At 38.8% G+C, this 26,233-nt stretch carries 23 protein-coding genes; 13 read left to right on the top strand and 10 right to left on the bottom strand.

Translation table 11 applies throughout. From position 1 onward, the window contains the following. Nucleotides 1-13: 13 nt before the first annotated feature. The gene (locus BFL47_RS05845) at nt 14-2,050 is read right to left on the bottom strand and encodes a M13 family metallopeptidase (protein WP_069658876.1); all 2,037 of its coding nucleotides are present in this window, start codon (nt 2,048-2,050) and stop codon (nt 14-16) included. A 685-nt stretch (nt 2,051-2,735) separates the two neighbouring features. Between BFL47_RS05845 and BFL47_RS05840 the strand changes: the two genes are divergently transcribed. From BFL47_RS05840 to BFL47_RS05810, 7 genes are all read left to right on the top strand, one after another. Then, nucleotides 2,736-3,197 (top strand): low affinity iron permease family protein, encoded by a 462-nt coding sequence (locus BFL47_RS05840; protein WP_069658875.1) that lies wholly within the window; start codon nt 2,736-2,738, stop codon nt 3,195-3,197. A gap of 39 nt (nt 3,198-3,236) precedes the next feature. After that, entirely contained in the window at nt 3,237-4,304 is a 1,068-nt protein-coding gene (locus BFL47_RS05835; RefSeq protein ID WP_069658874.1) for a substrate-binding domain-containing protein, read from the top strand. Between the two features lie 225 nt (nt 4,305-4,529). After that, nucleotides 4,530-6,449 carry a glucosamine-6-phosphate deaminase gene (locus tag BFL47_RS05830; RefSeq protein WP_069658873.1) on the top strand — a complete coding sequence of 640 codons (1,920 nt, stop codon included), beginning with the start codon at nt 4,530-4,532 and terminating at the stop codon, nt 6,447-6,449. 32 nt (nt 6,450-6,481) lie between these two features. After that, nucleotides 6,482-7,777 carry a sugar MFS transporter gene (locus tag BFL47_RS05825; RefSeq protein ID WP_069658872.1) on the top strand — a complete coding sequence of 432 codons (1,296 nt, stop codon included), beginning with the start codon at nt 6,482-6,484 and terminating at the stop codon, nt 7,775-7,777. Nucleotides 7,778-8,042: 265 nt separating this feature from the next. Further along, nucleotides 8,043-8,873 carry an alpha/beta hydrolase gene (locus BFL47_RS05820; protein ID WP_069658871.1) on the top strand — a complete coding sequence of 277 codons (831 nt, stop codon included), beginning with the start codon at nt 8,043-8,045 and terminating at the stop codon, nt 8,871-8,873. Between the two features lie 5 nt (nt 8,874-8,878). Then, the gene (locus tag BFL47_RS05815; protein WP_170827280.1) at nt 8,879-9,349 is read left to right on the top strand and encodes a DUF4112 domain-containing protein; all 471 of its coding nucleotides are present in this window, start codon (nt 8,879-8,881) and stop codon (nt 9,347-9,349) included. A 116-nt stretch (nt 9,350-9,465) separates the two neighbouring features. Beyond that, the gene (locus BFL47_RS05810) at nt 9,466-9,837 is read left to right on the top strand and encodes a response regulator (RefSeq protein ID WP_069658869.1); all 372 of its coding nucleotides are present in this window, start codon (nt 9,466-9,468) and stop codon (nt 9,835-9,837) included. Between the two features lie 58 nt (nt 9,838-9,895). Here BFL47_RS05810 and BFL47_RS05805 read toward each other — a convergent pair whose 3' ends face one another. From BFL47_RS05805 to ileS, 4 genes are all read right to left on the bottom strand, one after another. Continuing rightward, nucleotides 9,896-10,594, bottom strand: a complete 699-nt coding sequence (locus BFL47_RS05805) for an SIMPL domain-containing protein (protein ID WP_069658868.1) — start codon at nt 10,592-10,594, stop codon at nt 9,896-9,898. A gap of 91 nt (nt 10,595-10,685) precedes the next feature. After that, nucleotides 10,686-11,336, bottom strand: coding sequence for a lipoprotein signal peptidase (locus tag BFL47_RS05800; protein ID WP_069658867.1), 651 nt, complete (start codon nt 11,334-11,336; stop codon nt 10,686-10,688). A gap of 2 nt (nt 11,337-11,338) precedes the next feature. Continuing rightward, nucleotides 11,339-11,722: a TraR/DksA family transcriptional regulator gene (locus tag BFL47_RS05795; RefSeq protein ID WP_016197389.1), complete on the bottom strand. Its 384-nt coding sequence runs from the start codon at nt 11,720-11,722 to the stop codon at nt 11,339-11,341. Nucleotide 11,723: 1 nt separating this feature from the next. Beyond that, nucleotides 11,724-15,116: an isoleucine--tRNA ligase gene (gene ileS, locus BFL47_RS05790; RefSeq protein ID WP_069658866.1), complete on the bottom strand. Its 3,393-nt coding sequence runs from the start codon at nt 15,114-15,116 to the stop codon at nt 11,724-11,726. A gap of 188 nt (nt 15,117-15,304) precedes the next feature. On the opposite strand from ileS, the gene BFL47_RS05785 reads away from it, so the two are divergent. Both BFL47_RS05785 and recO read left to right on the top strand, forming a co-directional pair. Next, nucleotides 15,305-15,595, top strand: a complete 291-nt coding sequence (locus BFL47_RS05785) for a DUF202 domain-containing protein (RefSeq protein ID WP_069658865.1) — start codon at nt 15,305-15,307, stop codon at nt 15,593-15,595. Nucleotides 15,596-15,695: 100 nt separating this feature from the next. Then, nucleotides 15,696-16,424 carry a DNA repair protein RecO gene (recO, locus tag BFL47_RS05780; protein WP_069658864.1) on the top strand — a complete coding sequence of 243 codons (729 nt, stop codon included), beginning with the start codon at nt 15,696-15,698 and terminating at the stop codon, nt 16,422-16,424. Here recO and BFL47_RS05775 read toward each other — a convergent pair. Continuing rightward, the gene (locus tag BFL47_RS05775; RefSeq protein ID WP_069658863.1) at nt 16,414-16,782 is read right to left on the bottom strand and encodes a response regulator; all 369 of its coding nucleotides are present in this window, start codon (nt 16,780-16,782) and stop codon (nt 16,414-16,416) included. The two genes, recO and BFL47_RS05775, sit on opposite strands and share 11 nt — an antisense overlap. A 348-nt stretch (nt 16,783-17,130) precedes the next feature. After that, nucleotides 17,131-18,402, bottom strand: a complete 1,272-nt coding sequence (serS, locus tag BFL47_RS05770; protein WP_069658862.1) for a serine--tRNA ligase — start codon at nt 18,400-18,402, stop codon at nt 17,131-17,133. Nucleotides 18,403-18,472: 70 nt separating this feature from the next. Here serS and rsmI point away from each other — a divergent pair, with 70 nt between their 5' ends. The 3 genes from rsmI to lnt are packed head-to-tail and all read left to right on the top strand — an operon-like array spanning nt 18,473 to nt 21,512. Then, nucleotides 18,473-19,186, top strand: a complete 714-nt coding sequence (rsmI, locus tag BFL47_RS05765; protein WP_069658861.1) for a 16S rRNA (cytidine(1402)-2'-O)-methyltransferase — start codon at nt 18,473-18,475, stop codon at nt 19,184-19,186. Continuing rightward, nucleotides 19,176-19,883: a PH domain-containing protein gene (locus tag BFL47_RS05760; RefSeq protein WP_069658860.1), complete on the top strand. Its 708-nt coding sequence runs from the start codon at nt 19,176-19,178 to the stop codon at nt 19,881-19,883. Before rsmI ends, BFL47_RS05760 begins: the two co-directional genes overlap by 11 nt. Beyond that, nucleotides 19,884-21,512, top strand: coding sequence for an apolipoprotein N-acyltransferase (lnt, locus tag BFL47_RS05755; RefSeq protein ID WP_069658859.1), 1,629 nt, complete (start codon nt 19,884-19,886; stop codon nt 21,510-21,512). A 178-nt stretch (nt 21,513-21,690) separates the two neighbouring features. On the opposite strand, the gene BFL47_RS05750 is transcribed toward lnt, so the two are convergent. The 3 genes from BFL47_RS05750 to BFL47_RS05740 form a co-directional block, all read right to left on the bottom strand. Further along, on the bottom strand, nt 21,691-22,194 hold the full coding sequence (locus BFL47_RS05750) for an RrF2 family transcriptional regulator (protein WP_069658858.1): 504 nt from the start codon (nt 22,192-22,194) through the stop codon (nt 21,691-21,693). A gap of 81 nt (nt 22,195-22,275) precedes the next feature. Then, the gene (locus BFL47_RS05745) at nt 22,276-22,968 is read right to left on the bottom strand and encodes a precorrin-2 dehydrogenase/sirohydrochlorin ferrochelatase family protein (protein WP_069658857.1); all 693 of its coding nucleotides are present in this window, start codon (nt 22,966-22,968) and stop codon (nt 22,276-22,278) included. A 3-nt stretch (nt 22,969-22,971) separates the two neighbouring features. Next, a complete protein-coding gene (locus BFL47_RS05740) occupies nt 22,972-25,065 on the bottom strand; it encodes a HEPN domain-containing protein (RefSeq protein ID WP_069658856.1) in 2,094 nt (697 codons plus the stop codon). Between the two features lie 158 nt (nt 25,066-25,223). On the opposite strand from BFL47_RS05740, the gene BFL47_RS05735 reads away from it, so the two are divergent. Then, nucleotides 25,224-26,186, top strand: coding sequence for an isopenicillin N synthase family dioxygenase (locus BFL47_RS05735; protein WP_069658855.1), 963 nt, complete (start codon nt 25,224-25,226; stop codon nt 26,184-26,186). Nucleotides 26,187-26,233 lie beyond the last annotated feature (47 nt).

Genomic DNA, 26,233 nt, shown 5'->3' with positions numbered 1-26,233 from the left:
GATGTTTATTAATCTACCAGATCCTGATACGGTCTTCCGGTTTTTTATAAAGCTTATCGCCCGCCTGTACATTAAATGCTTTATACCAGGCATCCATATTTACAGGAGTTCCAATTGTACGGTATTCTCCTGGAGAATGCGGGTCTGTTAGAATATACTGAGCGGCTGTTTCTGGTAAGATATTACCTCTCCAAACCTGTGCCCAAGCGAGAAAGAAGCGTTGATCGGGTGTAAATCCATCTGTCTTTTCTTCTGATTGGCCTTGTTTGGTCATTTTAAATGCTTCGTATGCTGCATTTAAACCTCCTAAATCGCCAATGTTCTCTCCCATAGTCAATTTGCCATTGACATGCAGTGTATCTAAAATAGTATAGGTATCAAACTGCTCTCCTAATGCTTTCGTCTTTGCTTTGAATTTTGTCATGTCTGTATCTGTCCACCAGTTACGTAATGTTCCGTCTTTGTCGTATTGGCTTCCTGAATCATCAAATCCATGTGACATCTCGTGACCAATAACGGCACCTATTCCTCCGTAATTGACTGCGTCATCTGCATTAGGATCGAAGAAAGGGAATTGAAGTATGCCAGCAGGGAATACAATCTCATTCATCACAGGGCTATAATACGCATTTACTGTAGGAACAGTCATTCCCCAAAGTGTGCGGTCTACAGGTTTGCCTAACTGGTTTACCATTTCATTATAGGACCAGATATCTGCATTGCGAAGATTTTGGAAAAAAGTAGTCTTACTGATGTTCAGACCTTCGTATGTTTTCCATTTGTCTGGATACCCGATCTTAGGAGTAAAGGCGTTCAGCTTAGCTAGCGCTTTCCCTTTAGTCACGTCGCTCATCCAATCCAATTTACTGATGCGGATTTCGTATGCTTTTCTGAGGTTTTCTACAAGTACCTGCAATCTTACTTTTGCTTCTGGCTTGAAATACGTTTTCACATAGAGCTGTCCAAGTAATTCGCCAATTGTATTGTCAGTTAAAGACGACATGCGCTGCCATCTGGGTGTTTGTACCTTTTGTCCGGATAAAGCCTGGTTATAAGTAAATTGAGCTGATACAAATGAAGAGCTCAAACCAGCAGCAGAGCTTTTTAATACATTCCACTGCAGGTAGATCTTTAAATCGCTAAGGGGGGTGTTTTTGACCGTCGTGCTAAGTGAACTGAAAAAGGAAGGAACATTGACTAATATAGTATCTTGTCCGTTTACCTTCATTTTACTTAACAACGGTTTCCAATCAAATACGGGAGTTGTTTTGGTTAAGGCAGTGAGTGAAAATTTATTGTATGTTTTCTGCGGGTCGCGCATTTCAACACGGCTCAATTGTGCTGATGCAAGTGCCTTTTCAAAATTGAAAACCACTTCGGCATTCTTTTTTGCTATTGCTTCTGTGGAACCTGTCAGGGTAAATAGAGTAGTTATATACGTTTTAAAAGCAGTCTGGCTCTTTAAGCTACGAGCATCAGACTTCAAATAATAATCACGGTCTGGTAAGCTAGTACCTCCTTGAGAAAGCTGCGGAACCATATTTTTTACGTATTTGCGATCTTGTGCAACGTAAAAACCAAAGAATGGTGAGGCATATCCGGTAGATTGAAGAAAGGCGGTTTCGTTGATTATGCCATTCAAATCTTTTATGGCCTTGATGCGCTGCAAATCTTGTTTTATTGGCGTGTATCCCAACTTTTCGATCGAAGCACTATCCATTGCTGCGCTATAAAAATCGCCTACTCTTTTTTCAACTGAACCTGGAGTTGCGTTTGTATTTAATGTTGCTGTTTCTATAATGGTTTTTACTGCATTAATATTGAAATCGCGTAACACATTAAAGCTTCCCCAGCGTGTTTCTTTAGCGGGAACGGGATTGTTTTTTATCCATGTGCCACTGGCATATTGATAGAAATCGTCACCTGGTTTTATGGAAAGATCCATATTAGCAGGATCGATATACTTTGTTAAAGGTGTTTGCTGTGCATTAACCTGAAGACTAAGGGCTACTAATCCAGGCAAAAGCAGGTTTATGTACTTTCTTTTCATAATATTATAAAATATTGACTTCTATTTTGATAATTTGGAACAAAAATAGTTTTTTTGGTGGTTAAATAATGTAATAGAAGTATTACATTATTTAAATTTGTAATATGCTTAGCGAAAATAACAATAATGCGTTTTGATAACACTAAATGTATGCTTATGCTTTAGAAATTACTAAATTTGGATCTCTGGTTAAATAGGAATGTGAGTATAAACAAAGTTGTTTCTGGGTTAGATTGCTTATTAAATAAAGCGCACCTTTTATCCACCTAACTCGCACCTCCTCCGCACCTTCTGCGCTCGCAACGCAAATATACTGGATAGAAGGTTCTAATTAAATCCTTTTTACTGATAAACATAATAAGTATATATTTTTATGGTTTAAATTATGGACGCTGTATGGTGTGATGATGGATTTATTTTTTGTTTGAGCATTCTTTTATAAGTTTTTATGTATTTATATCAGGTAACAGGTTTGATGATTCTTACAGCCCTATACATGGAATATTTATTTAATAATCAGATCATTTTTTATTAATCCGAATTAAAATTAGTTTGAGCATCATTCGATCAAGCCATTAGATGGGATTTGTTTCTGTTTCAATATTCGCGTATTAAGTTTTATTATCGTCCCAATTTCATTTGTGCTATATATATATTTGTACATCTTTCAGTAATAATCAGATTAATGAAAAAGAGAAAAGATCCTTTCTTTGAAAGGATGTCAACTAAAATAACCGCTTTGACAGGGAGTTCTAAAGCTTTCGTTACTGCTTTTTTGATTATCCTGATATGGGTTGTTACGGGGCCTTTGTTTAAATATTCTGATACCTGGCAGTTAGTCATTAATACGAGTACCACCATCATTACCTTTTTAATGGTATTTGTTATTCAGAAATCGCAGAATAAAGAATCGAAAGCAATACAGCTCAAGCTTAATGAATTGATTGCTACAAGTAAACAAGCGAGCAATAGGATGGTAGATATAGAAGATTTGACCGAACTTGAAATGGATGTTTTGCATAAATACTATCAGAAGCTGTCTGAATTATCCAAAGCGGAGGGTGATATTCATAAATCACACTCTATCGATGCGGCATTGAATCTGCATAAAATTAAGAAATTGAATAACTCTGGTGATCAGAAATAGTATGCTAGACGGTTTGGAACAGACCATATTACGGAGCTCATGAATAGTAAAATTGTCCGTATAAAAGATATCGCCGAAAAGGCAGGAGTTTCTACTGGAACGGTAGATCGTGTTTTACATGATCGGGGACGAATATCTCAGGATGTCAAAGAGAAGGTTTTAAGGATCATCAAAGAGATGAATTATGAGCCGAATTATAGTGCCCGTGCACTTGGCTCGAATAAGATATATCGTATTGTTGCTTTGGTCCCTAATCATACAAATGACTCGTATTGGTATGAGGCGGTGATGGGAATAGAAAAAGCAGAACGGGAACTTAAACAGTTTGGAATTAATGTATCCAGATATAAGTTTGATCCTCATAATATTGCAACTTTTATAGAGAAGGCTCAGGAAATAACAGATAGTGCTCCTGATGGAATAATTCTGGCTCCTTTATTTTACAAGGAAACATTGCCTTTTTTTGATAAATGGAGCACTATGAAAATTCCGTTTATTATTTTTAATACGCAGATTTCTGAATATAGTCCACTGAGTTATATCGGGCAGGATTCGTATCAAAGCGGTCTGCTGGCAGGACGGCTTTTTAGTCAGGTCAATCCTGATCCTTGTTCGATTCTAATAGCGCATATTGATGAGGATATTGGTAATGCCAGCCACTTGATTAAAAAGGAACAAGGGTTTCGTAATTATTTCAGTCATAATAACCTTTCTGATAAATATACCTTACATCGTATTGAGCTCCAAAGGAAAAATTATTCCCTGTTTCAGAAGCAGATGGATAGCGTAATTGATAATAATCCTGATCTGCAGGGCATCTATGTTACTACTTCCAAGGGTTATGCAATAGCCACTTACCTGGAGCAAAGGCACATTAAAAGTATAAAGTTGATTTGCTATGATCTGGTACCTAAAAATATTCATTTCTTGAATAAAGGAATCATCAGTTTCTTAATTAATCAAAATCCAAGAGGACAGGGTTACTGGAGTCTGCATCACATGGTTGATTACCTGGTGTTTAAAAAGAAGGTACCGCTTATTAAATATTTGCCCCTTGATGTTATTGTGAAAGAAAATATAAATTACTTCATACACGAAGATAATTAAAGGAAAAGGATGGTTCCTGCTGTTTAATCTGCGATATAGTGCATCACGTAGGTGTGTGGGCGTGGACACAATGTGAACTCTAAGGAGTCTATATCGTTTATTGGTTACTGTTTGTGCGCACACACTATTTGTTTTCCTTAAAATTATTGTTTAGGTTTGAATTACAAGATCAGTGTCAAGTTCATTCCGTTCTATAGCTATAAACTTAAATAGTAAAATTTTAACATGTCAAGATTAAATTTATTAGAAGAAACACGTTATGAGAAATTACCGGTAACGGTATTTCCAGACTCAAGATCAGCATCTCTTTCTGTAGCAAAAAGAATTGCCGATTTGATTAAAAGCAAGCAGCTTTTAGGTGAAAATGCGGTATTAGGACTAGCTACAGGGGCAACACCGGTAGAAGTTTATGCCGAACTTGTTCGTATGCATAAAGAAGATGGGTTAAGCTTTTCTAATGTAATCACTTTTAATCTGGATGAATACTTTCCGATGCAGCCTGATGCGGTGCAGAGTTACGTGTATTTTATGAAGGAGCAGCTTTTTGATCATATTGATATCGATATGAACAATGTGCATATCCCGGATGGTACACTGGCAAAAGAAGATATTGCTGCATTTTGTCTGGAGTATGAAAGGAAGATTAGCGCTATTGGCGGTTTGGATTTACAAATTCTGGGTATTGGTCGTACTGGTCATATTGGGTTTAATGAACCAGGATCGGCTCCAAACTCAGGCACACGTCTGGTAACATTGGATGATCTGACCCGTCGGGATGCTGCACATGATTTTGGGGGTAAAGAGAACGTACCCACAAAGGCGATAACGATGGGGATAGGTACTATTTTCAAGGCCAGAGAAATTATTCTGATGGCTTGGAACCGTAAAAAAGCAGGCATTATAAAGAAGGCGGTTGAAGGAGAGATCTCTTCAGATGTACCCTCCACCTATCTTCAATTATCAGAGACAGTCGGCTTTGTGCTCGATGAGGAAGCAGCTTCTGAGCTTACCCGTTTTGACACTCCCTGGGAGGTTAAAGATTGTATCTGGGACGCCCAATTAATTAAAAAAGCAGTAATATGGTTGGCTATGACACTTAAAAAGCCTATTCTTAAGCTTACTGAAGAGGATTATAACAATCATGGGATGGCTCAGCTTGCAACAGAGCAAGGTCCTGTTTATAATATCAATATTAACATATTCAATCAGGTTCAGCACACGATAACAGGCTGGCCGGGAGGTAAACCTAATGCAGATGATAGTCAGCGTCCAGAGCGTGCTGTCCCTGCAGTGAAACGTACCATTATATTTTCTCCACATCCGGATGATGATGTGATATCCATGGGTGGAACATTTATCCGTTTGGCTGATCAGGGTCATAATCTGCATGTTGCTTATCAAACGTCAGGGAATACAGCGGTATGGGATGAAGACGTACTGCGCTTTGCAGAATTTGCTATGGATTTTGCCAGGGCAAGGGGAAAAGATGTATCTGATCAGGAAAAGGCATATGAGGCAATGCGAAATTTTATAGCGGTTAAACAGCCAAATCAGCCTGATTCGAATGAAATAAGGGCCATTAAAGCACTAATTAGAAAAGGTGAGGCTACTGCAGGGGCAAGGTTTGCAGGTCTTCCTGATGAAAAGATTCATTTTATGGATCTTCCATTTTATGATAGACAAAAAACAGAAAAGAATGTATCTTTTGAAGATGATATCGTACTTACGATGAAGTTGCTTCAGGAGATTCAGCCGCAACAGATTTTTGCAGCAGGCGATTTTGCAGACCCTCATGGTACACATAAAGTTTGTTTCGATATTCTTCTGGAAGCATTAAACCGTTTAAAAGTTACAGAAGAATGGACCAAAGATTGTTGGTTATGGCTTTACAGAGGTGCATGGCATGAATTTGAGGTGCACGAAATTGAAATGGCTGTTCCTCTTTCTCCTCAGGAGGTTGAGCTTAAGAAAATGGCTATTTACAAGCATCAGTCACAAAAAGACCTTCCTGTCTTTCCTGGTGATGATGCCCGTGAATTTTGGGTAAGAGCTGAAGAACGAAACCGTGAAACTGCAAAGTCATATGACCAACTTGGTTTGGCAGAATATGAAGCAATGGAAGCATTTATAAGATATAAGTTTTAAGTTTGATGAAGCAAATAGTTTTAGTATAAAAAATGGAAAAGCCTGTTACCTATCCAACCGAGCCGGTAAAATATTCCGGTATCCCTCCAATTGCAATTATTGGAGCCTTATTCTTTATTTTCGGGTTTGTTACCTGGTTGAATTCTGTTCTGATACCTTATCTTCGGATCGCCTGTGAACTCAATAACTTTGAATCTTATCTGGTTACTTTTGCTTTTTATATCTCTTATCTGGTGATGGCCATCCCTTCTGGCTGGGTCTTAAAGATAACTGGATTTAAGAGGGGAATGGCATTAGGACTTGGGGTTATGGCTCTGGGAGCACTGGTATTTATACCTGCGGCAATGACTAGAACCTACGAGTTGTTTTTGCTGGGACTTTTTGTTCAGGGAACAGGACTAGCTTTACTTCAAACAGCCTCTAATCCATATATTACTATTCTTGGACCTGCTGAAAGCGCTGCCAAGCGAATTAGTATCATGGGTATCTGCAATAAAGTTGCTGGTGCCATTGCGCCGATTGTACTTGGTGCGGTTACTTTAAAAGATGTAGATGTACTTCAGGTAAGGATAGCTACAATGAGCGTGATAGAGAGGGTTGCCGAGTTGGATCTCCTTGCTGCAAGGGTAATTATTCCCTATGTGATTATTGTAGCGGTATTGATTATCCTGGCTGTTTTAATTAGTAAATCAAGCCTTCCTGAGGTCGATACAGATGAAGAAGATGAATCAGTTGCAGCCGCCAATACAGGTAAAACAAGTGTTTTTCAGTTTCCTCACCTGACGTTGGGCGTATTGACTATCTTTCTATATGTGGGCGTAGAAGTTATTGCCGTAGATACTATAATTAGTTATGGCGCTTCTCAAGGAATTGCTTTGTCAACTGCCAAGTTCTTTTCGACTTTTGCACTTATTGGTATGATCGTCGGTTACCTATTCGGCATCTTTTGTATTCCTAAGTTTATCTCTCAAGCGAATGCAATGAAAATATTTTCTATTATGGGAATAGCATTTACTGTTTTTGCTATTATGACAACGGGATATGTATCCTTAATGTTTGTTGCCTTATTGGGTCTGGCTAATTCGCTGGTATGGCCTGCTATATGGCCACTCGCTTTATCGGGTTTAGGGAGATTTACTAAAATGGGATCCTCTTTATTGATCATGGGTATTGCAGGTGGTGCAGTGATGCCGTTAATTTACGGCCGCTTAGCTGATATCTGGAGTCCTCAACAAGCGTATTGGATTCTGATTCCATGTTATCTCTTTATCCTATATTATGCAGTTAAAGGTTATAATGTAGGTAAAGCGGTTCGTATAAAAGTTTAAAAAATAAATTTTATTTATAAAAAAAACCAACTGGTAATTACACTAGCTGGTTTTTTTATGTACAAATAATTGCAACATGCTTCATGAATTTGCTGGGGAGTTAATATGTGGTAAAAACCGCATTCAGCAGGATAAGTTACTTTATGAATACTCGATTAAGGGAAATAGAGGACATATTTAGATATAGAAGTACAATAATTTAAAGAGTGGTGTTAATAAAAAAGCTAATTTTATCGAATCAATACCCATCAATTAAATTTCAATCATGAACCTTATTCGCCGGTACTTTCTTTCCTTGTTATTATTGTTATTCATTCATGCTGCTTTTGCAGGTAAAGTTGATACAGTTAAAACCTTTAGCTCTGCTATGAATAAAACGATTAAAGCGGTTGTAATTAGACCAGATTCGTATGCTAAAAATAAAGTATATCCTGTGTTTTACCTACTGCATGGTTATGGTGGTAATTATGCAAGTTGGGTAAATAGTGTTCCTCAAATTGTACAAGCTTCAGATACCTACCAGATGATTATTGTATGTGCTGATGGAGGCATTGGCAGTTGGTACTTTGATAGTCCGCTTGACCCACAATGGAAATATGAAACCTATGTATCCAAAGAACTTGTATCATGGGTTGATGTAAATTACCATACCATAGCATCGCCAGCAGGAAGGGCTATTGCTGGTTTTAGTATGGGTGGACATGGTGCTTTATATCTGGCTATCCGCCATCAGGATGTTTTTGGTGCTGCAGGAAGTTTGAGTGGTGGTGTCGATTTCAGACCATTTCCTAAAAATTGGGAAATAGCGCGGCGACTTGGGACCTATGCCAATTATCCTGAAAATTGGGAGAAGAACACAGTTATAAATATGCTTCAGCAGATCACTCCAGGGGCTTTAGCGCTTCTAATTGATTGTGGTACAGAAGACTTTTTCTATCAGGTGAATAAAGAGTTACATGATAAATTATTGGAACTTCATATTGCCCACGATTACATTAGCCGCCCAGGAGCACATAATTGGCCGTATTGGGGAAACTCTATCGACTTTCAGATGTTATATATGAATAAATTCTTTCATAGGACCAGTAATAATTAATTCATTTGAAACAACCACTGCTTAAAAATAACAATCGCCTGATTTGGGCAGAGCGAGTGTCTAAGTTATTAGACGATCAGTTTAGGATACCAGGAACCCAATTTCGTTTTGGATTAGATCCGATAATCAATCTTATTCCATTTGCTGGGGATATTTCCGGTTACATACTCTCATCAATTCTTGTATTAACCATGGTAAAAAGTGGTGTGAGCAGGAAAGTGATTGTTTTAATGATCCTTAATATTAGCATTGACGCAATAATTGGCGCAATACCTTTTATAGGTCAGATCTTTGACTTTTATTATAAAGCAAACTCCCGTAATATTAAATTGCTTAGGGAACATTACCAGGAAGGTAAACACGAAGGAAGGGGAACAGAAGTGATTATTGGCATTGTAGTTTTTCTAATTCTTATATTGGTGCTATTTATTTACCTCACCATATTACTTACCGGATGGGTTATTAATTTATTTTAAACGCGGTAATTCCCCGAGATACAAGAGTATTAGTTAATGGAATAAAATTCTTATTTTAGTATAAATTAATTAACAATTAATTGAGGGGTTAGTTAATTGTTATAACTCTATAAATAATGAGGCGTATTTTAATATTTGACGACGATGTGGATATTTTAGATATACTAAAATATCTTTTAAATGAGAAGGATTGGGATGTTCATACGCGAGGCACTTGTAATAATCTTTTAGAAACAGTTGCAGAGTGTAATCCTGATATTATCTTAATGGACAATTGGATTCCTGATACAGGAGGCATTATTGCGACACAGATACTTAAAAAACACGATCAGTTTAAAAATATCCCTGTTATCTATTTCTCTGCTAATAATGATATACAATCTCTTGCAAAAGAAGCAGGGGCAGACCGTTGGCTGGCCAAACCATTTGACTTAAATGATTTGGAGAGTATGCTTGAATCCTGTACAAAAAAAGCCTCTGATTCTTAAATCAGAGGCTTTTTTTGTACAGAATTCAATGTCGCATCCTATTCAGGATTTATGATCTTTATTTAATGATTTCAAACACAACTCTCATCTGATAGTTAAGTTTAATTTTCTTAAAGTCAATTTCAGGAGATGAACTCGAGTCTGCTGTTTTAAACTCCATCATGTTCGTGCGGTACATCGGTTGAGGATAAGATTCATTATTGATCTCTTGAATCTCTAAAGGCTCACCTACTTTATTATTAAGTGCTTCAGCAAGATAACTAGCCTTTTCCTTTGCTAACTTCAATGCTTTAACCTTCAGTTCCTTTTTAAGTGCCTCTATGCCCGAGTAGTCATAGCTTTCAATATTCGTGTACTGAATGGACTTAGGATCCAGTGCTTCCATTAACTGGTTATATTTGTTCAGATCAGTCACCTTTATTGAATATTGTTTGGCCACTAAAAAGTCTGGATTTTTCTTTTTCTCCCAAGTGTTATTGTAACCGGAAATATTATTGATCGTTAAATTTTCCTTAGGGATTCCTGCAGCTTGCACGGCATTGTATAGCTTAGTTTCCAGATCATTAATCTCTACCTTCTTTTTGCTGTTATTATCCTTTAAGTATTCTTTTAGAGATATTGCAATGCGGATAATGTCGGGAGTTACTTCCATTTCAGAAGTTCCGTTTACCTCTATCTTTCGACGGGTGTCAACAGTTTGAGAAAATACTGAGCTGGCAAATATGCTGATTAAAGCAAGTAAGATAAACTTTTTCATATTTATAAGTTGAGTGTTTAATTAAAAGAGAGATGCGTGATTGTATGATATTCCATACTTCATCATCTCTCTTTAATATATTCAAATTGAATTATTCTTCAATTATCTCATTATGAGGATAAATCTTTTCTTGCTTTTCTTCCTTAAAATAGGTTTTCTGGAAGATGAGGATAGCAATAACGCCTATTGAAATTGCAGCATCGGCTACATTAAATATAGGGCGGAAAAATATAAAGCTTTCTCCAGACCAGATAGGAAACCAATTAGGGAAAGTGCCTTCTACCAGCGGAAAGTAAAACATATCGACAACCTTTCCATGAAACAGTCCGGCATAACCACCCTCGGCAGGTAAGAATTTTGAGGCCTGAAAGTAAGTACTTTCATTAAACAGTATGCCATAAAAGGTAGAATCAATAATATTACCCATTGCTCCTGCAAAAATAAGGGCAACGTTCAAAATTAATCCTCTGTGGTATTTATGTTTGATCAAATGGATCACGCCGTATCCAATAGCACTAACTGCTACTATCCGGAAGAGGGTAAGAGCTAGCTTACCTGCCTCACCGCCAAATTCCATACCGAAAGCCATTCCATTGTTCTCAGTGAAATGGATAATAAAACGATTACCAATGATATGAAATTCCTGACCTAAACTCATGTTAAGCTTAATCCAGAATTTTAAACTTTGATCTGCTAATAAGATCAGAAATACGGTAAGAAAAGGCTTAAAATAAGCTTTCATTATTAATTTTGTTTCAATTTTGCTTCCATACTTAAAGTAGCATGAGGAACAGCACGCAGACGTTCTTTAGGAATCAGTTTGCCTGTTTCACGACAAACGCCATACGTTTTATTTTCTATACGCACCATTGCCGCTTCCAGATTCTCAATAAACTTCTTCTGACGGGCAGCTAGTTGGTTAATCTGCTCCTTTTCTAAAGTAGCCGATCCATCTTCCAATGTCTTATAAGTTCCCGCTGTGTCATCTGTACCATTCGTATTTGGGCTGCTTAATGATTGTGTAAGCGATCCAAGCTCTTCTTTAGCCATACGGAGCTTATCTAAAATAATATCTTTGAATTCCTTTAACTCAGAGTCAGAGTACTTGGTCTTTAAGTTTTTTTCCATCTTATGCTTTTGTAATCAATAGCGTTAATTCCTGTTCTTCAATTTCTACAGTTTCACCCGACTGAAGCTCAGGTACAATGTTAAAAGAATTTGCGAGTATTTCAGCGCAAATATAGGATAAATTATTCTTCACGGCTTCAGATATCAGTTCAGGAAAAACAGCTTGAACATTTATTTTATCCGTTACTTCAAGGCCTTGATCTTTTCTTAGATTTTGAATCCTGTTTACTACTTCTCTTGATAACCCTTCCTGCTTCAATTCTGTTGTTATCGTAACATCTAAGGCCACAGTAAGTTTTCCAATTGTAGTAACCTGCCATCCCGAAACATCTTCTGCGCTAATATCAGCATCCTCAGGATAGATTTCCATATTGAACCCATTCTTAGAGAATGAAGTTACCCCGTTTTCTTCAAACAAGGCAAGGTCAGCCGGTGTCCATGAATTTATAAAGGCGGCTACATCTTTCATCGATTTACCTGCCTTTGGACCCAGAGCCTTAAAATTAGGTTTCACTTTCTTCTTGATGAAACCTGATGTGTCACTTATAAATTCAATGCTTTTAATGTTTGTTTCTGAAAGAATAAGCTCTTTTACTTGTTCAACCTTCTCCTGAAAAATGGTGTCCAGTACAGGCAATAAGATCTTATTTAAAGGCTGGCGTACATTGATACCTACTTTCTTTCGTAATGAAAGTACCATAGAGGAGATGTTTTGTGCCAGAGACATTCGTTCTTCCAAAGGTTTGTCTACCAGCTCTGGATTATAGGACGGAAAATCTGTCAAATGAATCGACTCTGCATTTTCCTTTTTAGTAATCGTATTCAAATCCTGAAAGAGCCGCTCACTAAAGAAGGGTGCAATTGGCGACATAAGTTTAGCAATCGTATTCAGACAAGTATACAACGTTTGGTAAGCAGAGATCTTGTCCTCTGAATAGTCACCCTTCCAAAAACGACGGCGTGATAACCTGACGTACCAGTTGCTTAAATGTGCATCTACAAATTCCTGAATAGCACGGGCAGCACGAGTAGGTTCAAAGTCTCCATAAAATCCATCAATATCTTTCACCAGTGTATTCAACATCGAAATAATCCACCTATCAATTTCAGGACGGGAAGAATGTGCAATGTCCATTTCAGCATACTCAAACCGATCTATATTGGCATAAAGGGCAAAGAACGCATACGTGTTATGTAAGGTCCCAAAGAATTTACGGCGTACTTCATCTAATCCTTCTTCATTAAATTTTAAATTATCCCAAGGCGAAGCGTTGCTAATCATGTACCAGCGGGTTGCATCTGCACTATATTTTTCAATAGTTTTAAATGGATCTACGGTATTGCCCAAACGTTTAGACATTTTATTACCCGATTTGTCCAGCACAAGCCCATTGGAAATAACATTTTTAAATGCTATAGAATCATTCAGCATCACGGATATCGCATGAAGCGTAAAGAACCATCCACGGGTCTGATCAACACCTTCAGCAATAAAATCTGCCGGGTAAGCCCTGTCAAATTCATCTTTATTTTCGAATGGATAATGCCACTGTGCATACGGCATCGCACCTGAATCAAACCAAACATCTATTAAGTCAGGCTCCCTGTACATCTTTTTACCGGATGGAGACACCAATATGATATCATCCACATAAGGACGGTGAAGATCGAACGTGGCATTGTCGTAGGTATCCTGCAGTACAGAAAGTTTCTTAAACTCCTCTTCAGTTAATAATCCCGATGCTGTTGCTTCTGCGATTTTGGATTTCAGTTCATCCACAGAACCGATACACAATTCTTCAAGCCGGTCTTCCGTTCTCCATATCGGTAGGGGAGTACCCCAGAATCTGGAGCGCGAAAGGTTCCAGTCAACCAGGTTTTCAAGCCAGTTGCCAAATCGTCCTGATCCTGTAGATTCAGGCTTCCAGTTGATGCTTTTATTTAACTCAACCAGCCTTTCTTTCACAGCTGTTGTTTTAATAAACCAGCTATCCAAAGGATAATACAAAATCGGTTTATCTGTCCGCCAGCAATGTGGGTAACTGTGCTCGTATTTTTTTACATCAAAAGCCTTGTTTTCTTCCTTTAACTGGATGGCGATCAATACATCAGTAGCCCTGAAATCAGGTTGATTTCTAATCTCATCCGAATAATATTCTTCCTTTACGTATTTACCTGCATAGTCAGTTACCTGATCTACAAATTTACCTTGTCGGTCTACCAAGGGAAGTTCATTTCCTTGCGCATCAGTAATCATGACCGGAGGGATCCCATTTTCACGGCCAACTTTAAAGTCATCTGCACCAAAAACAGGAGCTATATGTACGATACCTGCACCATCTTCTGTAGTCACAAAATCACCAGCAACAACCCGGAAAGCTTCTTTTTCAAGCTTTTCATTCGTCACATAAGGCATAAGCTGGTGATAGCGCAAGCCGATCATTTCCTCCCCCTTAAACTCTCCTGCAACTTCCCATGGAATAACTTTATCGCCATCATTATACTCTTTAAAAGATGCATTTTCACCCTCGGCTTTGAAATATTTCGATACAAGATCCTTGGCAAGAACTACACTTACCGGCACATAGGTATACGGATTAAAGGTTCTGAGTTTTACATAAGATATGTTCTTTCCAATGGCCAGGGCGCTATTAGAAGGTAATGTCCATGGTGTTGTCGTCCAGGCTAGAAAAACAGTATCTTCTGCCTCATTCTGGATCAGAATAGGCATTAACGGGTGTACCTGATCCTTCACGACACGAAATTGTGCGACGATAGAGGTGTCTTTCACATTCTGGTAGGTACCCGGCATATTCAGTTCATGGGAACTCAATCCGGTACCTGCAGCCGGTGAAAAAGGCTGAACGGTATATCCCTTATACAAAAATCCTTTGTTATAAAGTTCTTTTAAGATCCACCAAAGGGATTCAATATAATTATTTTCGTATGTGATATAAGGATGCTCCAGGTCGACCCAGTAACCCATCTTTTCAGTCAGGTCATTCCATACATCCGTATACCGCATCACTTCACTGCGACAAGCTGCGTTATATTCCTCTACGGTGATCTTTTTGCCGATGTCCTCTTTTGTAATGCCAAGCGTTTTTTCAACCGCAAGCTCAATAGGAAGGCCATGGGTATCCCAACCGCCTTTACGCTCAACGCGATAGCCTTTCAGCGTTTTATATCTGCAAAATATATCTTTAATACTACGACCCATGACATGATGGATACCGGGCATTCCATTTGCTGAGGGAGGACCTTCATAGAATGTATATGGCTTTGATTCCGGGCGGTTAGAAATACTCTTTTCAAAGATTTTATGACTTTTCCAGTATTTAAGGATTTCTTTTCCTGTATCAGATAAATTCAGTTGTTTATATTCTTTGTACATCAGCGCTTTAACCCAAATTTTAAGGTGCAAAGCTACGAAAATAGAGGGTAATTTTTAATCAAGCGTTCAAAAACAAAGGTTAATGACGTGTAAATTATACTTGATTGGGTTCAATTCAAACATAATCATAGGATTATCAAGTTTTTTAACCTGCTTGATAATGGCATGCACTTTGATTAAGTTTGAGTATGAATAAATTTATGAGAAGAGGCCTCGTCATGGTAGCTGTGGGCGTGGGCTTGAATCTGGTGGGATACTCCATCAAGCGAAATGAGTTAGAAAACTACGGATGGGCAATGATTGTCGGAACAATTTTATTTGGTGTAGGCTTCTTGTTTATTTTTTATTCTTTTGTTCGCAAAGTCGAGTACAAAGGAATTGTCGAAGAGCGTGCCGTTGTTGCCGAAAAAAAAGAACTACGCGAGACAGAAGCGTCAAATGAAGACGATGATTTAGAAAGCAGTCCAGTCCAGTCCTAGTACTATTAAAGTAACTTTGTTATGATTTAGATTTACTTTTTAATTATTCTTATTGTTTTGCTAAACCTATTAATTATACGGCTATTTACACTAGGTAAAAATGTTACATAAAACCAGGGGAATAGTATTTAAGACCACTGTTTATTCAGAAAGTAGTGTAGTCGCACAAATTTTTACTGAAAAATTCGGCCTGCAATCTTATTTAGTGAATGGCGCGCGTAAGCCTAAAGCTAAGGTCAGAATGAATATGATACAACCACTTCACTTGTTGGATATGGTTGTTTATCACAAACCGAATGGTAATATTCAACGCATTTCTGAACTTCGTAATGCTCCTTTGCTGGAAACAATTCCCTATGATCTAATAAAAAGCAGCCTTGTTCTCTTTCTAAATGAAGTTCTATATAAAGTCGTCAGACAGCATCATGATGATGTGCTTTTGTTTGAATTTATATTTCAAAGTATTATATTGCTGGATAAATTAGAGAACGGACTTGGTAATTTCCATCTCTGGTTTTTGCTGCATTTAAGCAAATATCTTGGTTTTTATCCAGAGCGAACCAATGAACATATCTCAGCTTATTTTGATCTTAAAAATGGGGTATTTACAAATCTTATCCCTGATCACGCTTACTATTTGCATGGAAAGTTAACGAGCACATTCTCCGAAATTTTAATTATGAATGTGGACAGTATGCATTTGTTGAAGATTTCGTCTTTAAATAGGAAAGAACTTGTTTCCAAGGTCCTCGATTATTACCGGATGCATATCGATAATTTTGGAGAGATCCACTCACATAAAATAATTGAAGAGGTATTTAATTCCTAAAGCCTGCTACTTTTTCAATCATATCTTCCAATTCTTTTAAATCGAACGGTTTTTCCAGATAAGTGTCAGCACCTGCCTTAGATGCAAGCGTTTGGATGTCGTTATTTGCTGAGAAGTAAACAACAGGAATGTCTTTAAGATCAGGTTCAGATTTTATAGTCTGTGTGGCAATCACTCCGCCCGAATCAGGTATCCAATTATCCATTAAAATTACATTAGGGTCAAAGGTTCTCACTTTATTCACGATATCATTGCAGTGAGCAGAAGTTTGGACATCCCAGCCCTGTTCTTGAAGTATATAGGTACATATTGATAATATATCAATATCATCATCAAATATTAGTATCCGTTTTGACATGCTCTAAATAACCTCAAATTATAATTAACAGTAACTACTTGGTGGGATATAACTCTTCTTTTCATTTTATGTTTTAATTTATTACATCTTGTGTAAAATGGATGATACAATATCGATTTAACTGCCTCATTAACAGATGGTATTGGTTTGATGTTGAGAATTGATACGTTAAAAAAAGTTAAATGTATTGCAATGGATTTAACTCAATTGTATATTTGGGTATTAAACATAACTTGATCTTTTAAAAAAGATAAGGATTAGGTTTATAATTGGTTAGTTTGAGCTCCTGCCCATCAGGAGTTTATTTTTTTCTCCTTAACTAAACTCTTTCAGCAAATCATCATCTCTTCAATCAATCCACTCAAATTTGGTATAAGGAACTAAAGCAGCCGGAATTTTAATTCCTCTTTCAGTTTGGTTATTTTCAAGTAAAGAAGCTACTATGCGGGGTAAAGCAAGAGCACTTCCATTCAGCGTATGTGCATATTGAGCCTTTCCTTCCTTTCCTTTATACCGTAATTTGAGGCGGTTGCTCTGAAAAGTTTCAAAGTTAGACACGGATGAAACCTCCAGCCAGCGTGCCTGAGCGGCGCACCATACTTCCATATCATAGGTTAGCGCAGAGGTAAAACTCATATCACCACCACAAAGACGAAGAACCCTATAAGGAAGTTCCAGCTTTTGAAGTAAGGATTGTACATGTGCACTCATCTTTTCCAATATTGCATAAGAATGATCAGGATGAGCAACCTGCACAATTTCTACTTTATCAAACTGATGCAGGCGGTTTAACCCTCTTACATGCGCACCGTAAGAACCAGCTTCCCTACGGAAACAAGGCGTATATGCACAATTCATAATCGGGAGATCATCTTCTTTAACCGTAACATCACGGTACAAATTAGTAACCGGAACTTCAGCCGTAGGAATCAGGTATAAGTTATCTACGCCAACGTGGTACATCTGACCTTCTTTATCCGGTAGCTGACCTGTTCCAAATCCTGATGCCTCATTCACAACAATAGGGGGTTGAATCTCTCTGTAGCCAGCTTCTTCCGCATTATCAAGGAAAAAGTTAATCAAAGCGCGTTGTAATTTAGCACCCTTACCCTTATAAACCGGAAAGCCTGCACCTGCAATTTTATTGCCTAGTTCAAAATCTATAATATCGTATTTAGTGGCCAGTTCCCAATGAGGCAACGCGCCGGCATACAATGCTGGCTTAGCACCAAACTCAAATATGTTTTCATTTTCTTCAGGTGTGGTACCACGGGGTACACTGCTATGCGGCAGGTTTGGAATCAAAACAATGTTTTTCAATAACTCCGCTTCCGCTTTGTTTAATTTTTCACTAAGCGTTTTAATCTGTTCTTTTATGGTTACTGTACGGGATTTTAAGATCTCCGCTTCTTCTTTTTTACCCTGTCGCATTAATTCACCCACCTGCTTTGCAATGGTGTTTGCTTCTGCGGAAATCGAATCCAGGATGGTTTGTGTTTGACGGCGTTCTTCATCCAATGAAATAACAACGTCCACAATTTCAGGCTGTTTAAAATTTTTAACAGACAATCGTTCTAAAACCTTCTCTCTGTTCTCGCGGATATAACTAACTTGCAGCATCGTTTGTAAATTTTTGTCAAAGATATAATGACTTGGCTAGTTTACAGGCAGTTTTTGCATTATTTTAAATATGACAGGGAAACTTTATCTCGTACCCACTCCAATTGGCAATTTGGAAGACATTACGCTCCGGGCAATACGGGTTTTAAAAGAGGTGGATTTAATCCTCGCTGAAGACACGCGAACCAGTGCTCCTTTATTAAAACATTTCGGTGTGGATAAAAAGGTGTATGCGCACCATCAGCACAATGAGCATAAGGCTAGTTCCGAAATTGTCCGCTTTCTAAAAGAAGGCCAGCAGATTGCATTGATCACCGATGCCGGTACACCCGCCATATCCGATCCGGGGTTTTACCTCGTACGGGAAGTGTTGAAAAACGATATCGCTATCGAATGCCTGCCGGGAGCAACCGCTTTTGTGCCTGCCTTAGTCAATTCCGGATTACCTACCGACCGTTTTATCTTTGAAGGCTTCCTGCCCGTAAAGAAAGGTCGCCAAACCCGCTTAAAGGAGTTAGCCGAGGAACCTCGCACGATGATTATCTACGAATCTCCACATCGTGTGCTAAAATCTCTTGACGAATTTATCGTTGTATTTGGTGAAGACCGGCTTGCCTCAGTATCCCGAGAGCTCACTAAAATCTTCGAAGAAACCATAAGAGGTACATTGTCAGAAATTAAAACCTATTACGAGACACATACCTTAAAGGGTGAATTTGTGCTTGTTTTAGCTGGAAAAGAAGGAAAGAGAAATTCTAAAAATTATACTGAAGATGAACTTTGAGCAATTTTTAACTGATGAGCAGGATCCTAAGGCTACAGAAAAAATCTTAGGGAAACTGAATGATATGCTTATATCGGGTGAAGAAGTACTCTACCTGGCTATTCAGAAAAAACCAGCGGTTACACTCGTGCCCGATTCTATCGTAATCACCAACAAACGCTTGTTCTTTTGTATCCCGGGCAACATGGGACTAACCACCAACTTTGAGATCTTCTCCTGGAAGGACATCAAAGAAGTCTCTTTTAAAGAAGAGTTTTTTGGAGCACGCTTTACTGCAGTGCCTATAAGGGGAGAAAATTTTACAGTAGATTACATTCCTAAAGTACAGGCACGTAAACTATACCAAAGTTCCAATCAGCAGATTGACAGAATAAAGGACGAGTTGGAGCAGGAACAATCCAGAAAGGAACAACAATTACGTCAGGAGCAGTTAGAGAATGACTTAAAGAAGTCTAGCCAATTTATGCAGCAGAACCTGCTTGCAGCTGAATTACCAATCTCAAAACCAGAAAGTACTGAATTTAAAGCTGAACCTGTCGTAGAACCCCAGTCAATTGCGCCCATTCCTGAACCTGCTGTAGAGCCTGAAGATGAAATTACACTGAAGCTTAAAAAGCTGAAAGTGCTATTTGAAAAGCAGTTAATCTCCCAGGAAGAATACGAAGCTAAAAAATCTGATATTTTATCCCAGTTCTAGGTGAAAAGAAATTATTTCCTTGCCCTCATCAGTGCTTTTCTATTGTGGATCGCATGGCCTCCAATGCAATTCACTGCACCCTTATTGCTTGTCGCACTCGTGCCTTTGCTCCGGGCTATTGAAAGTGTGATCCAATCGGATCAACGAGCCAAAGGTAGAAAGGTCTTCTTGCTTGCAGGCCTGACTTTTTTAATCTGGAATACCGCCTCCATCTACTGGGTTTTTAACTCGTTAAATGCAGTGCTGCCAGTATGGGTTGCCTCACTAATCTCCATTATTCCCTTTGGCCTTGCTGCCTTACTGATGACCCTGTCCTTCTGGCTTTATTATAAGATGAGAAGGGTAGCAGGAAAGATCTTGAGTTATGCAGGACTGATCAGTTTCTGGATCGCATATGAGTATCTGCATCAAACCTGGGATCTTGCCTTTCCATGGATGAACCTGGGCAATGGCTTTGCCGAAACACATAGCTTAGTGCAGTGGTATGAGTATACAGGTGTTTATGGCGGAACATTATGGATCTTAATTGCCAATATACTGGCTTTTGAAATTGGCGCTCAAAATGACACTGTTGCAGAAGGCCTTAAACTTAAGAAAAAACTTACCCTGGCACTATCTGCCTGGATAATAATCCCAATTACCTTCTCCCTGATCATCTACACCAGGTATACAGAAGCTGTAAATCCGGCTAATATTGTGGTGGTGCAACCCAATGTAGATCCTTACGCTAAATGGGAGAAACCGGCGGAATGGCAAACTGATCAACTCATCCGCCTCTCTGATTCAGTGGGTCAAACCAATACAGAATACTTCATCTGGCCGGAAACAGCCGTTCCTCAATTTATAGAAGAGTATACCATCCGGGAAAACCCCAGCTATCTGCGCATCCAGCAGTTCCTATCCAAGTATAAAAATGGAAATGTACTCACTGGTATAGAAAGTTTTAACTTATATGATACACAGGAAACCCCTACTGCTGCATTTAATAAAAGCGCAGGTAAGTATTTAGATTACTATAACGCCGCAGTAAACATTGAGAACTCCTCCAAAGTGCAATTTTATCACAAATCTAAACTTGTTCCAGGAGTAGAGTCACTGCCGTTTGCGAGTGCTTTAAGTTTTCTGAAACCAGTATTTGCTTCATTTGGAGGATCTTCAGGCGGTTTTGGAAGGCAGGATAAACCCAGTGTTTTCTATACTCAAAGTGGATTGGCGGCGGCGCCTGTAATCTGTTATGAGTCCATTTGGGGGAGTTATGTGGCTGAATATGTAAAAGATGGGGCACAGTTTATCGCCATTATCACAAATGATGCCTGGTGGGGCAATACATCCGGTAAGGATCAGCACTTGGCTTATGCCAAACTTCGGGCAATTGAAACACGTCGTTGGGTTGCCAGGTCAGCCAACACAGGGATCTCTGGTTTTATTAATCAACGGGGCGATCTCGCGCAGTCCAGTAAATGGTGGGTGCCAACAGCTTTAAAACAGGATATCAATCTTAATAGTGATTTGACGTTTTATGTACAATATGGAGATTATATTGCCTGGATAGGCTGTGTTTTAGCAGGTCTATTTATTGGATTGATTCTAATCCGAAGTCTTAAAGTAAATAATGCAATAGAAAGTTGATTGTCAGCGAATTGCAATAAAGAAAAGCGCTTGTAACTTCTTAAAATCAGACTCGTACTATCTATTAGTTTTTCATATTGATTTTTAATAGGTAAGTAGTTTGATTTTTAAAAAGGGATAGCGGGGGCTATCCCTTTTTCGTATTTATTCGTTCAAAAATTAGAGTTTAAACTGGCCTTTAGGATATTACTTCTCCTAAATTACCCTTAAAATCATCTTCAGATCTGTTTTCATTCTTGCCTTCAAGCAATAAAGCTTTCAGCCGGTCTTCTCTTTCGATCATATCAGCCAGACTGGTTTCGCCAAGAATCTTCAATGTAGCATCCCTCACGTCTATCATTACATCGCGGATCCCGCAATATATTTCACTGGTACATTCGTCACATTTTTCGTAAAAGTTCAAACTCACGCAAGGCAGTAGGGCAATAGGACCATCAATAATCCGAATAATGGCAGCAAGTTTAATATCTTCTGCCTTTTTCATCAGGTAATAACCACCTCCGGCACCTTTTTTACTGGCCAAAAAACCATTGCGCTTCATCTCTAAAAGTATTGCCTCTAAAAACTTCTTTGGAAGTTGTTCATTCGTAGCAATGGATGAAATGAGCATGGGAGCATTACCTTTATTCCTTGCTAAAGCCATTAAGGCCTTTACTGCATATTTGGTTTTTTTTGTTAGCAAAATAAATGGTGTATAAAGTCTGTGACAAAGATAATATTTAATTATTAGCAACGTGAAAACTCTATAGATATTATAGAAAGACTACAACAATGCGGAGAGGATATAATATCCTGCAATCATAAGAAACAGAATAGCGATGATATAAGACAGGACATACAGAAAAGTCCGAAATATCGATTTCTTACTCTTTTTAACAGTTAAACTACTTGTTATAGCATCGAGCTGTTTTACTTTTTCAGTAAAATCTCCTTTTAGGCCATTACGGATGCGCTGCATATTATTAAGCAAGTCCTCCATCTCATCCGGAATGGTCTCATTCAGCATCTCTTTAATTCGCTTTGCAATAGTAGGCGACTTACCATTTGTTGATATGGCAATTTTGAGATTCCCTTTTTGAACTACGGAACCTAAATAAAAATCACACAATGCAGGTTGATCCGCTACGTTTGTGAGCACCTTTCTCTCTTTACATGCAGCGGCAATTTTGGAGCTAATTTGGCCATCATTAATAGCAACAATTGCCAGGTCAACACCTTCCAGATCCTTTACCTCAAAGTCACGTTCTTCAAAAGGGATGTTATTCTCCTTTAAAACGACTTGCACATCATTGCTGATTGTGCCTGCCACTAGTTTAATTTTAGCTTCCGGACTGTTGATCAGTAGTGTGCCTAACTTTTCTAAAGCCACATACCCTCCACCTACAAGTAGCAGGTTGAGGGTATGTAATTTGACAAATATAGGGAACAGCGGATTTTTTACTGGCGTTTCAACCATTCTTTAAGCAGTTTGGAGCGTTCTGTAATCTTTCAGCTGTTGATTAAATAAACTGGACTGCTGAAAGTAATAAGTAGCAAAATCCTTACCCGGTTCTTGTTGATTCATTTGATAAACCAACTCGTGGAAGCTGGAAGGAAGAGTAATTTTTCCTGTATCAACAAGAGAAGTATCAAAATCTCTGATGATACCCGCCTGAGTATTTGTTTTCACTCCTTCAGATATCAACATCGCCTTTGCTGAATTAATAAAGCCGGTATAGGAATTGTAAATAGAGTCTGCATAATTACCTGCTTCCAATGCCTCACCAGCCCATTGAATCCGTTCTTCGGCTTCATATAGTAAAGTAGCAACCAAGTCAATCATTACACTCGCGCACTCACCAATTCCAATTGCAGTAACGTAGGGTTCGGTATGTTCCCAATCAATAAAGTCTTCCGGGGTAATATTTTCGGCTTTTGCTAAAGGGTTCAGCAAGTCATAAAAATATATCTTTCCTTGTCTGAGGTAATAGTCCTTATACAATTCATCATCCAAACTGTTCTCAAAGTAATCGTCCAAAATAGCACGCAACACCTGCGGACCTCTTTTACTTGGAATCTTAATGATCTTTTCTGAAGCAACCCCTGTTCCATCGCCTGTAGACCCACCCCCCAATAATACTTGTAAAGCAGGAGCGACCAGTTTGCCAATCTTCATGCTGGAGCCATGAAAGCCTATAGCTGCCAGGGAATGTTGACCACAAGCATTGATACAGCCACTAATCTTGATGGTAATATCTTTATTATAAATAAGTTCAGGATATTCAGCTGTCATTACCTTTTCCAGTTCACGGGTAATTCCGGTACTGTTTGAAATACCCAAATTACAGGTATCAGTTCCGGGGCATGAGGTGATATCCAGTACACTCTCAAAACCAGGTTCAGCTAAATACAGCTCATCCAGTTTTTGAAATAGGTACGGCAGATTCTCTTCTTTCACAAAGCGCAATAAGATACCCTGCGTATTCGTCATGCGAATATCATCAGCAGCAGTATCCCGAACTATTTCAGCCAGTTTACGTGCGATAGGTGTTTTAATGTCTCCATTTTGTACGCGGATTCCTACGGAAAAATAGCCTTCTTGTTTTTGAGGGAAGATATTCGTCTTCCGCCATTGCTCATATTTAACTGGATTAAGAAGTGCTATAGCGGGCTGAATGACAGACTTCGGTATAGTGAAATCGAAATCACGATTTATTTTAAATGTTTTGTTCTTTAATGCCAGGCGCTCTTTCTCTGCCAATTCAAGAAATGCCTCTTTACCCATTTCCTGGATCAGATATTTCAAGCGGGCTTTATTCCGTTTAGTGCGTTCGCCATGACGGTCAAACACACGAATGACAGATTCTGCAAAAGGAATAATCAGATCTTCATGCATGAAGTCGGTAACGAATTCTGAAATATGTGGCTGAGATCCTAAACCTCCTCCCAGATATACTTTAAAACCGCGTACTTCTACGCCATTCTCGATTTTCACCTTAGGAATAAAACCGATATCATGCATATAAGCAAAGGCCGTGTCTGATTCCGAAGAAGAAAAGGACATCTTGAACTTTCTTCCCATGTCCTGACAGATTGGGTTTCTTAAGAAATACTCAAATGTGGCCTGTGCATAAGGAGTGACATCAAATGGCTCATTCGGATCTATACCCGCCTCTGGAGAGGCCGTTACGTTACGAACGGTGTTTCCACAGGCCTCACGTAAAGTTACAGCGTCTTTTTCAAGATCGGCCCATAACTCGGGTGTGCGCTCTAAACTTACATAGTGGAGCTGTACATCCTGACGAGTTGTAATATGTAAATTTCCTGTTGCGTACTCATCGGATACATCTGAAATACGGTAAAGCTGCTGAATACTCAGTTTTCCATAAGGAAGTTTGATCCGGATCATCTGCACTCCAGGTTGTCTTTGGCCATAAACGCCTCTTGCTAACCTTAAGCTACGGAACTTCTCGCCATCTAAATGACCGTCTCTAAATAACCTTATCTTCTTCTCCAGGTCAATTATGTCTTTCTGTACCAGCGGATTCTCTAGCTCTGTTCTAAAACCTTGCATTCTCTATAGAGTTAATGTTTTAATCAAAAATAACAAATCCTGTCCGGTATCTAAAATATTTCTCCCTCTCATATCGTTTGACTAATGTAAATTTACCTTAGCAAGCGAATTCGCAATTCATTTAAAATACATCGATCATTAACTTAAACTCCCCCAAAATGACTGAAATTAATATTCCCCGTCTTGATCTGAATGATTACGTGCATGGATCTGATGAGCAGAAAGCTGCCTTTTCTGATCAGATCGGTCAGGCTTTTACAGAAACCGGTTTTGTTACCATTGCCAATCACGGCATGACAAAGGAACTCATGGATGAGCTTTATGTGGAGGTGAAAAAGTTTTTCAGTCTGCCTGATGAAGTAAAGCGCAAATATGAAATCCCTGAACTTGCGGGTCAGCGAGGGTATACCGGCAAGGGGAAGGAAAAGGCGAAAGGGGCTCCGGTGCCTGATTTAAAAGAGTTCTGGCAAAGGGGACAAACGGTTACGGATGGTGATCCGGTGAAAGCGCAGTATCCGGACAATGTGGAGGTAGAAGAATTACCCCGTTTTAATGTGGTAACCCGGGAAGTGTACGAATGCCTGGAACGAGCCGGAAAGCATTTACTGAAAGCGATAGCTGTTTACCTTGGTCTGGATGAAAACTATTTTGATACTAAAGTGCATAATGGCAACTCCATTTTGCGCGGAATTCATTATTTCCCAATTTTGGATCCTGACGCTTTAGCACCTGATGCAGTACGTGCAGGTGCTCATGAAGATATTAATTTAATAACGTTATTGATTGGTGCCAGTGCGGATGGGTTGGAAGTGCTTACGCGTAATAATGCCTGGTATCCGGTAAAAACTCAAGTAGAAGATATTGTGGTCAATGTGGGGGATATGTTGCAACGACTTACCAACAACAAGCTAAAATCGACTACCCATCGTGTAGTAAACCCACCACGTGAATTGATGAAGGCATCGCGGTTTTCAGTGCCATTTTTCCTTCATCCTAAACTGGAGGTCGATCTTACTTGTCTGGATGTTTGTATTGATGATACACATCCAAAAGCATATAGTGATATGACGGCAGGGGAATACCTGGATGAAAGGCTCAGGGAAATTGGATTGAAAATGTAACTACCCACAGACAGCGAGGTAACTGTCAGATCCTAAAATAACTATAC

This window comes from Arcticibacter eurypsychrophilus, assembly GCF_001730525.1.
Classification (GTDB): domain Bacteria; phylum Bacteroidota; class Bacteroidia; order Sphingobacteriales; family Sphingobacteriaceae; genus Arcticibacter; species Arcticibacter eurypsychrophilus.
The sequence above is the reverse complement of the archived record's forward strand: the minus strand, read 5'-3'. Positions and strand labels throughout refer to the sequence as shown.

Bases quoted from the DNA above. Each gene is read 5' to 3' on its own strand.
- BFL47_RS05830 (WP_069658873.1), top strand. From the start codon at position 4,530: ATGTCAAGATTAAATTTATTAGAAGAAACACGTTATGAGAAATTACCG.
- BFL47_RS05800 (WP_069658867.1), bottom strand. From the start codon at position 11,336: ATGAAAGCTTATTTTAAGCCTTTTCTTACCGTATTTCTGATCTTATTA.
- BFL47_RS05795 (WP_016197389.1), bottom strand. From the start codon at position 11,722: ATGGAAAAAAACTTAAAGACCAAGTACTCTGACTCTGAGTTAAAGGAA.
- BFL47_RS05760 (WP_069658860.1), top strand. From the start codon at position 19,176: ATGAACTTTGAGCAATTTTTAACTGATGAGCAGGATCCTAAGGCTACA.
- BFL47_RS05740 (WP_069658856.1), bottom strand. From the start codon at position 25,065: ATGCAAGGTTTTAGAACAGAGCTAGAGAATCCGCTGGTACAGAAAGAC.
- BFL47_RS05820 (WP_069658871.1), top strand. From the start codon at position 8,043: ATGAACCTTATTCGCCGGTACTTTCTTTCCTTGTTATTATTGTTATTC.
- BFL47_RS05805 (WP_069658868.1), bottom strand. From the start codon at position 10,594: ATGAAAAAGTTTATCTTACTTGCTTTAATCAGCATATTTGCCAGCTCA.
- BFL47_RS05745 (WP_069658857.1), bottom strand. From the start codon at position 22,968: ATGGTTGAAACGCCAGTAAAAAATCCGCTGTTCCCTATATTTGTCAAA.
- BFL47_RS05845 (WP_069658876.1), bottom strand. From the start codon at position 2,050: ATGAAAAGAAAGTACATAAACCTGCTTTTGCCTGGATTAGTAGCCCTT.
- BFL47_RS05775 (WP_069658863.1), bottom strand. From the start codon at position 16,782: ATGTCAAAACGGATACTAATATTTGATGATGATATTGATATATTATCA.
- ileS (WP_069658866.1), bottom strand. From the start codon at position 15,116: ATGTACAAAGAATATAAACAACTGAATTTATCTGATACAGGAAAAGAA.
- BFL47_RS05810 (WP_069658869.1), top strand. From the start codon at position 9,466: ATGAGGCGTATTTTAATATTTGACGACGATGTGGATATTTTAGATATA.
- BFL47_RS05840 (WP_069658875.1), top strand. From the start codon at position 2,736: ATGAAAAAGAGAAAAGATCCTTTCTTTGAAAGGATGTCAACTAAAATA.
- BFL47_RS05735 (WP_069658855.1), top strand. From the start codon at position 25,224: ATGACTGAAATTAATATTCCCCGTCTTGATCTGAATGATTACGTGCAT.
- BFL47_RS05825 (WP_069658872.1), top strand. From the start codon at position 6,482: ATGGAAAAGCCTGTTACCTATCCAACCGAGCCGGTAAAATATTCCGGT.
- rsmI (WP_069658861.1), top strand. From the start codon at position 18,473: ATGACAGGGAAACTTTATCTCGTACCCACTCCAATTGGCAATTTGGAA.
- BFL47_RS05835 (WP_069658874.1), top strand. From the start codon at position 3,237: ATGAATAGTAAAATTGTCCGTATAAAAGATATCGCCGAAAAGGCAGGA.
- BFL47_RS05785 (WP_069658865.1), top strand. From the start codon at position 15,305: ATGAATAAATTTATGAGAAGAGGCCTCGTCATGGTAGCTGTGGGCGTG.
- recO (WP_069658864.1), top strand. From the start codon at position 15,696: ATGTTACATAAAACCAGGGGAATAGTATTTAAGACCACTGTTTATTCA.
- serS (WP_069658862.1), bottom strand. From the start codon at position 18,402: ATGCTGCAAGTTAGTTATATCCGCGAGAACAGAGAGAAGGTTTTAGAA.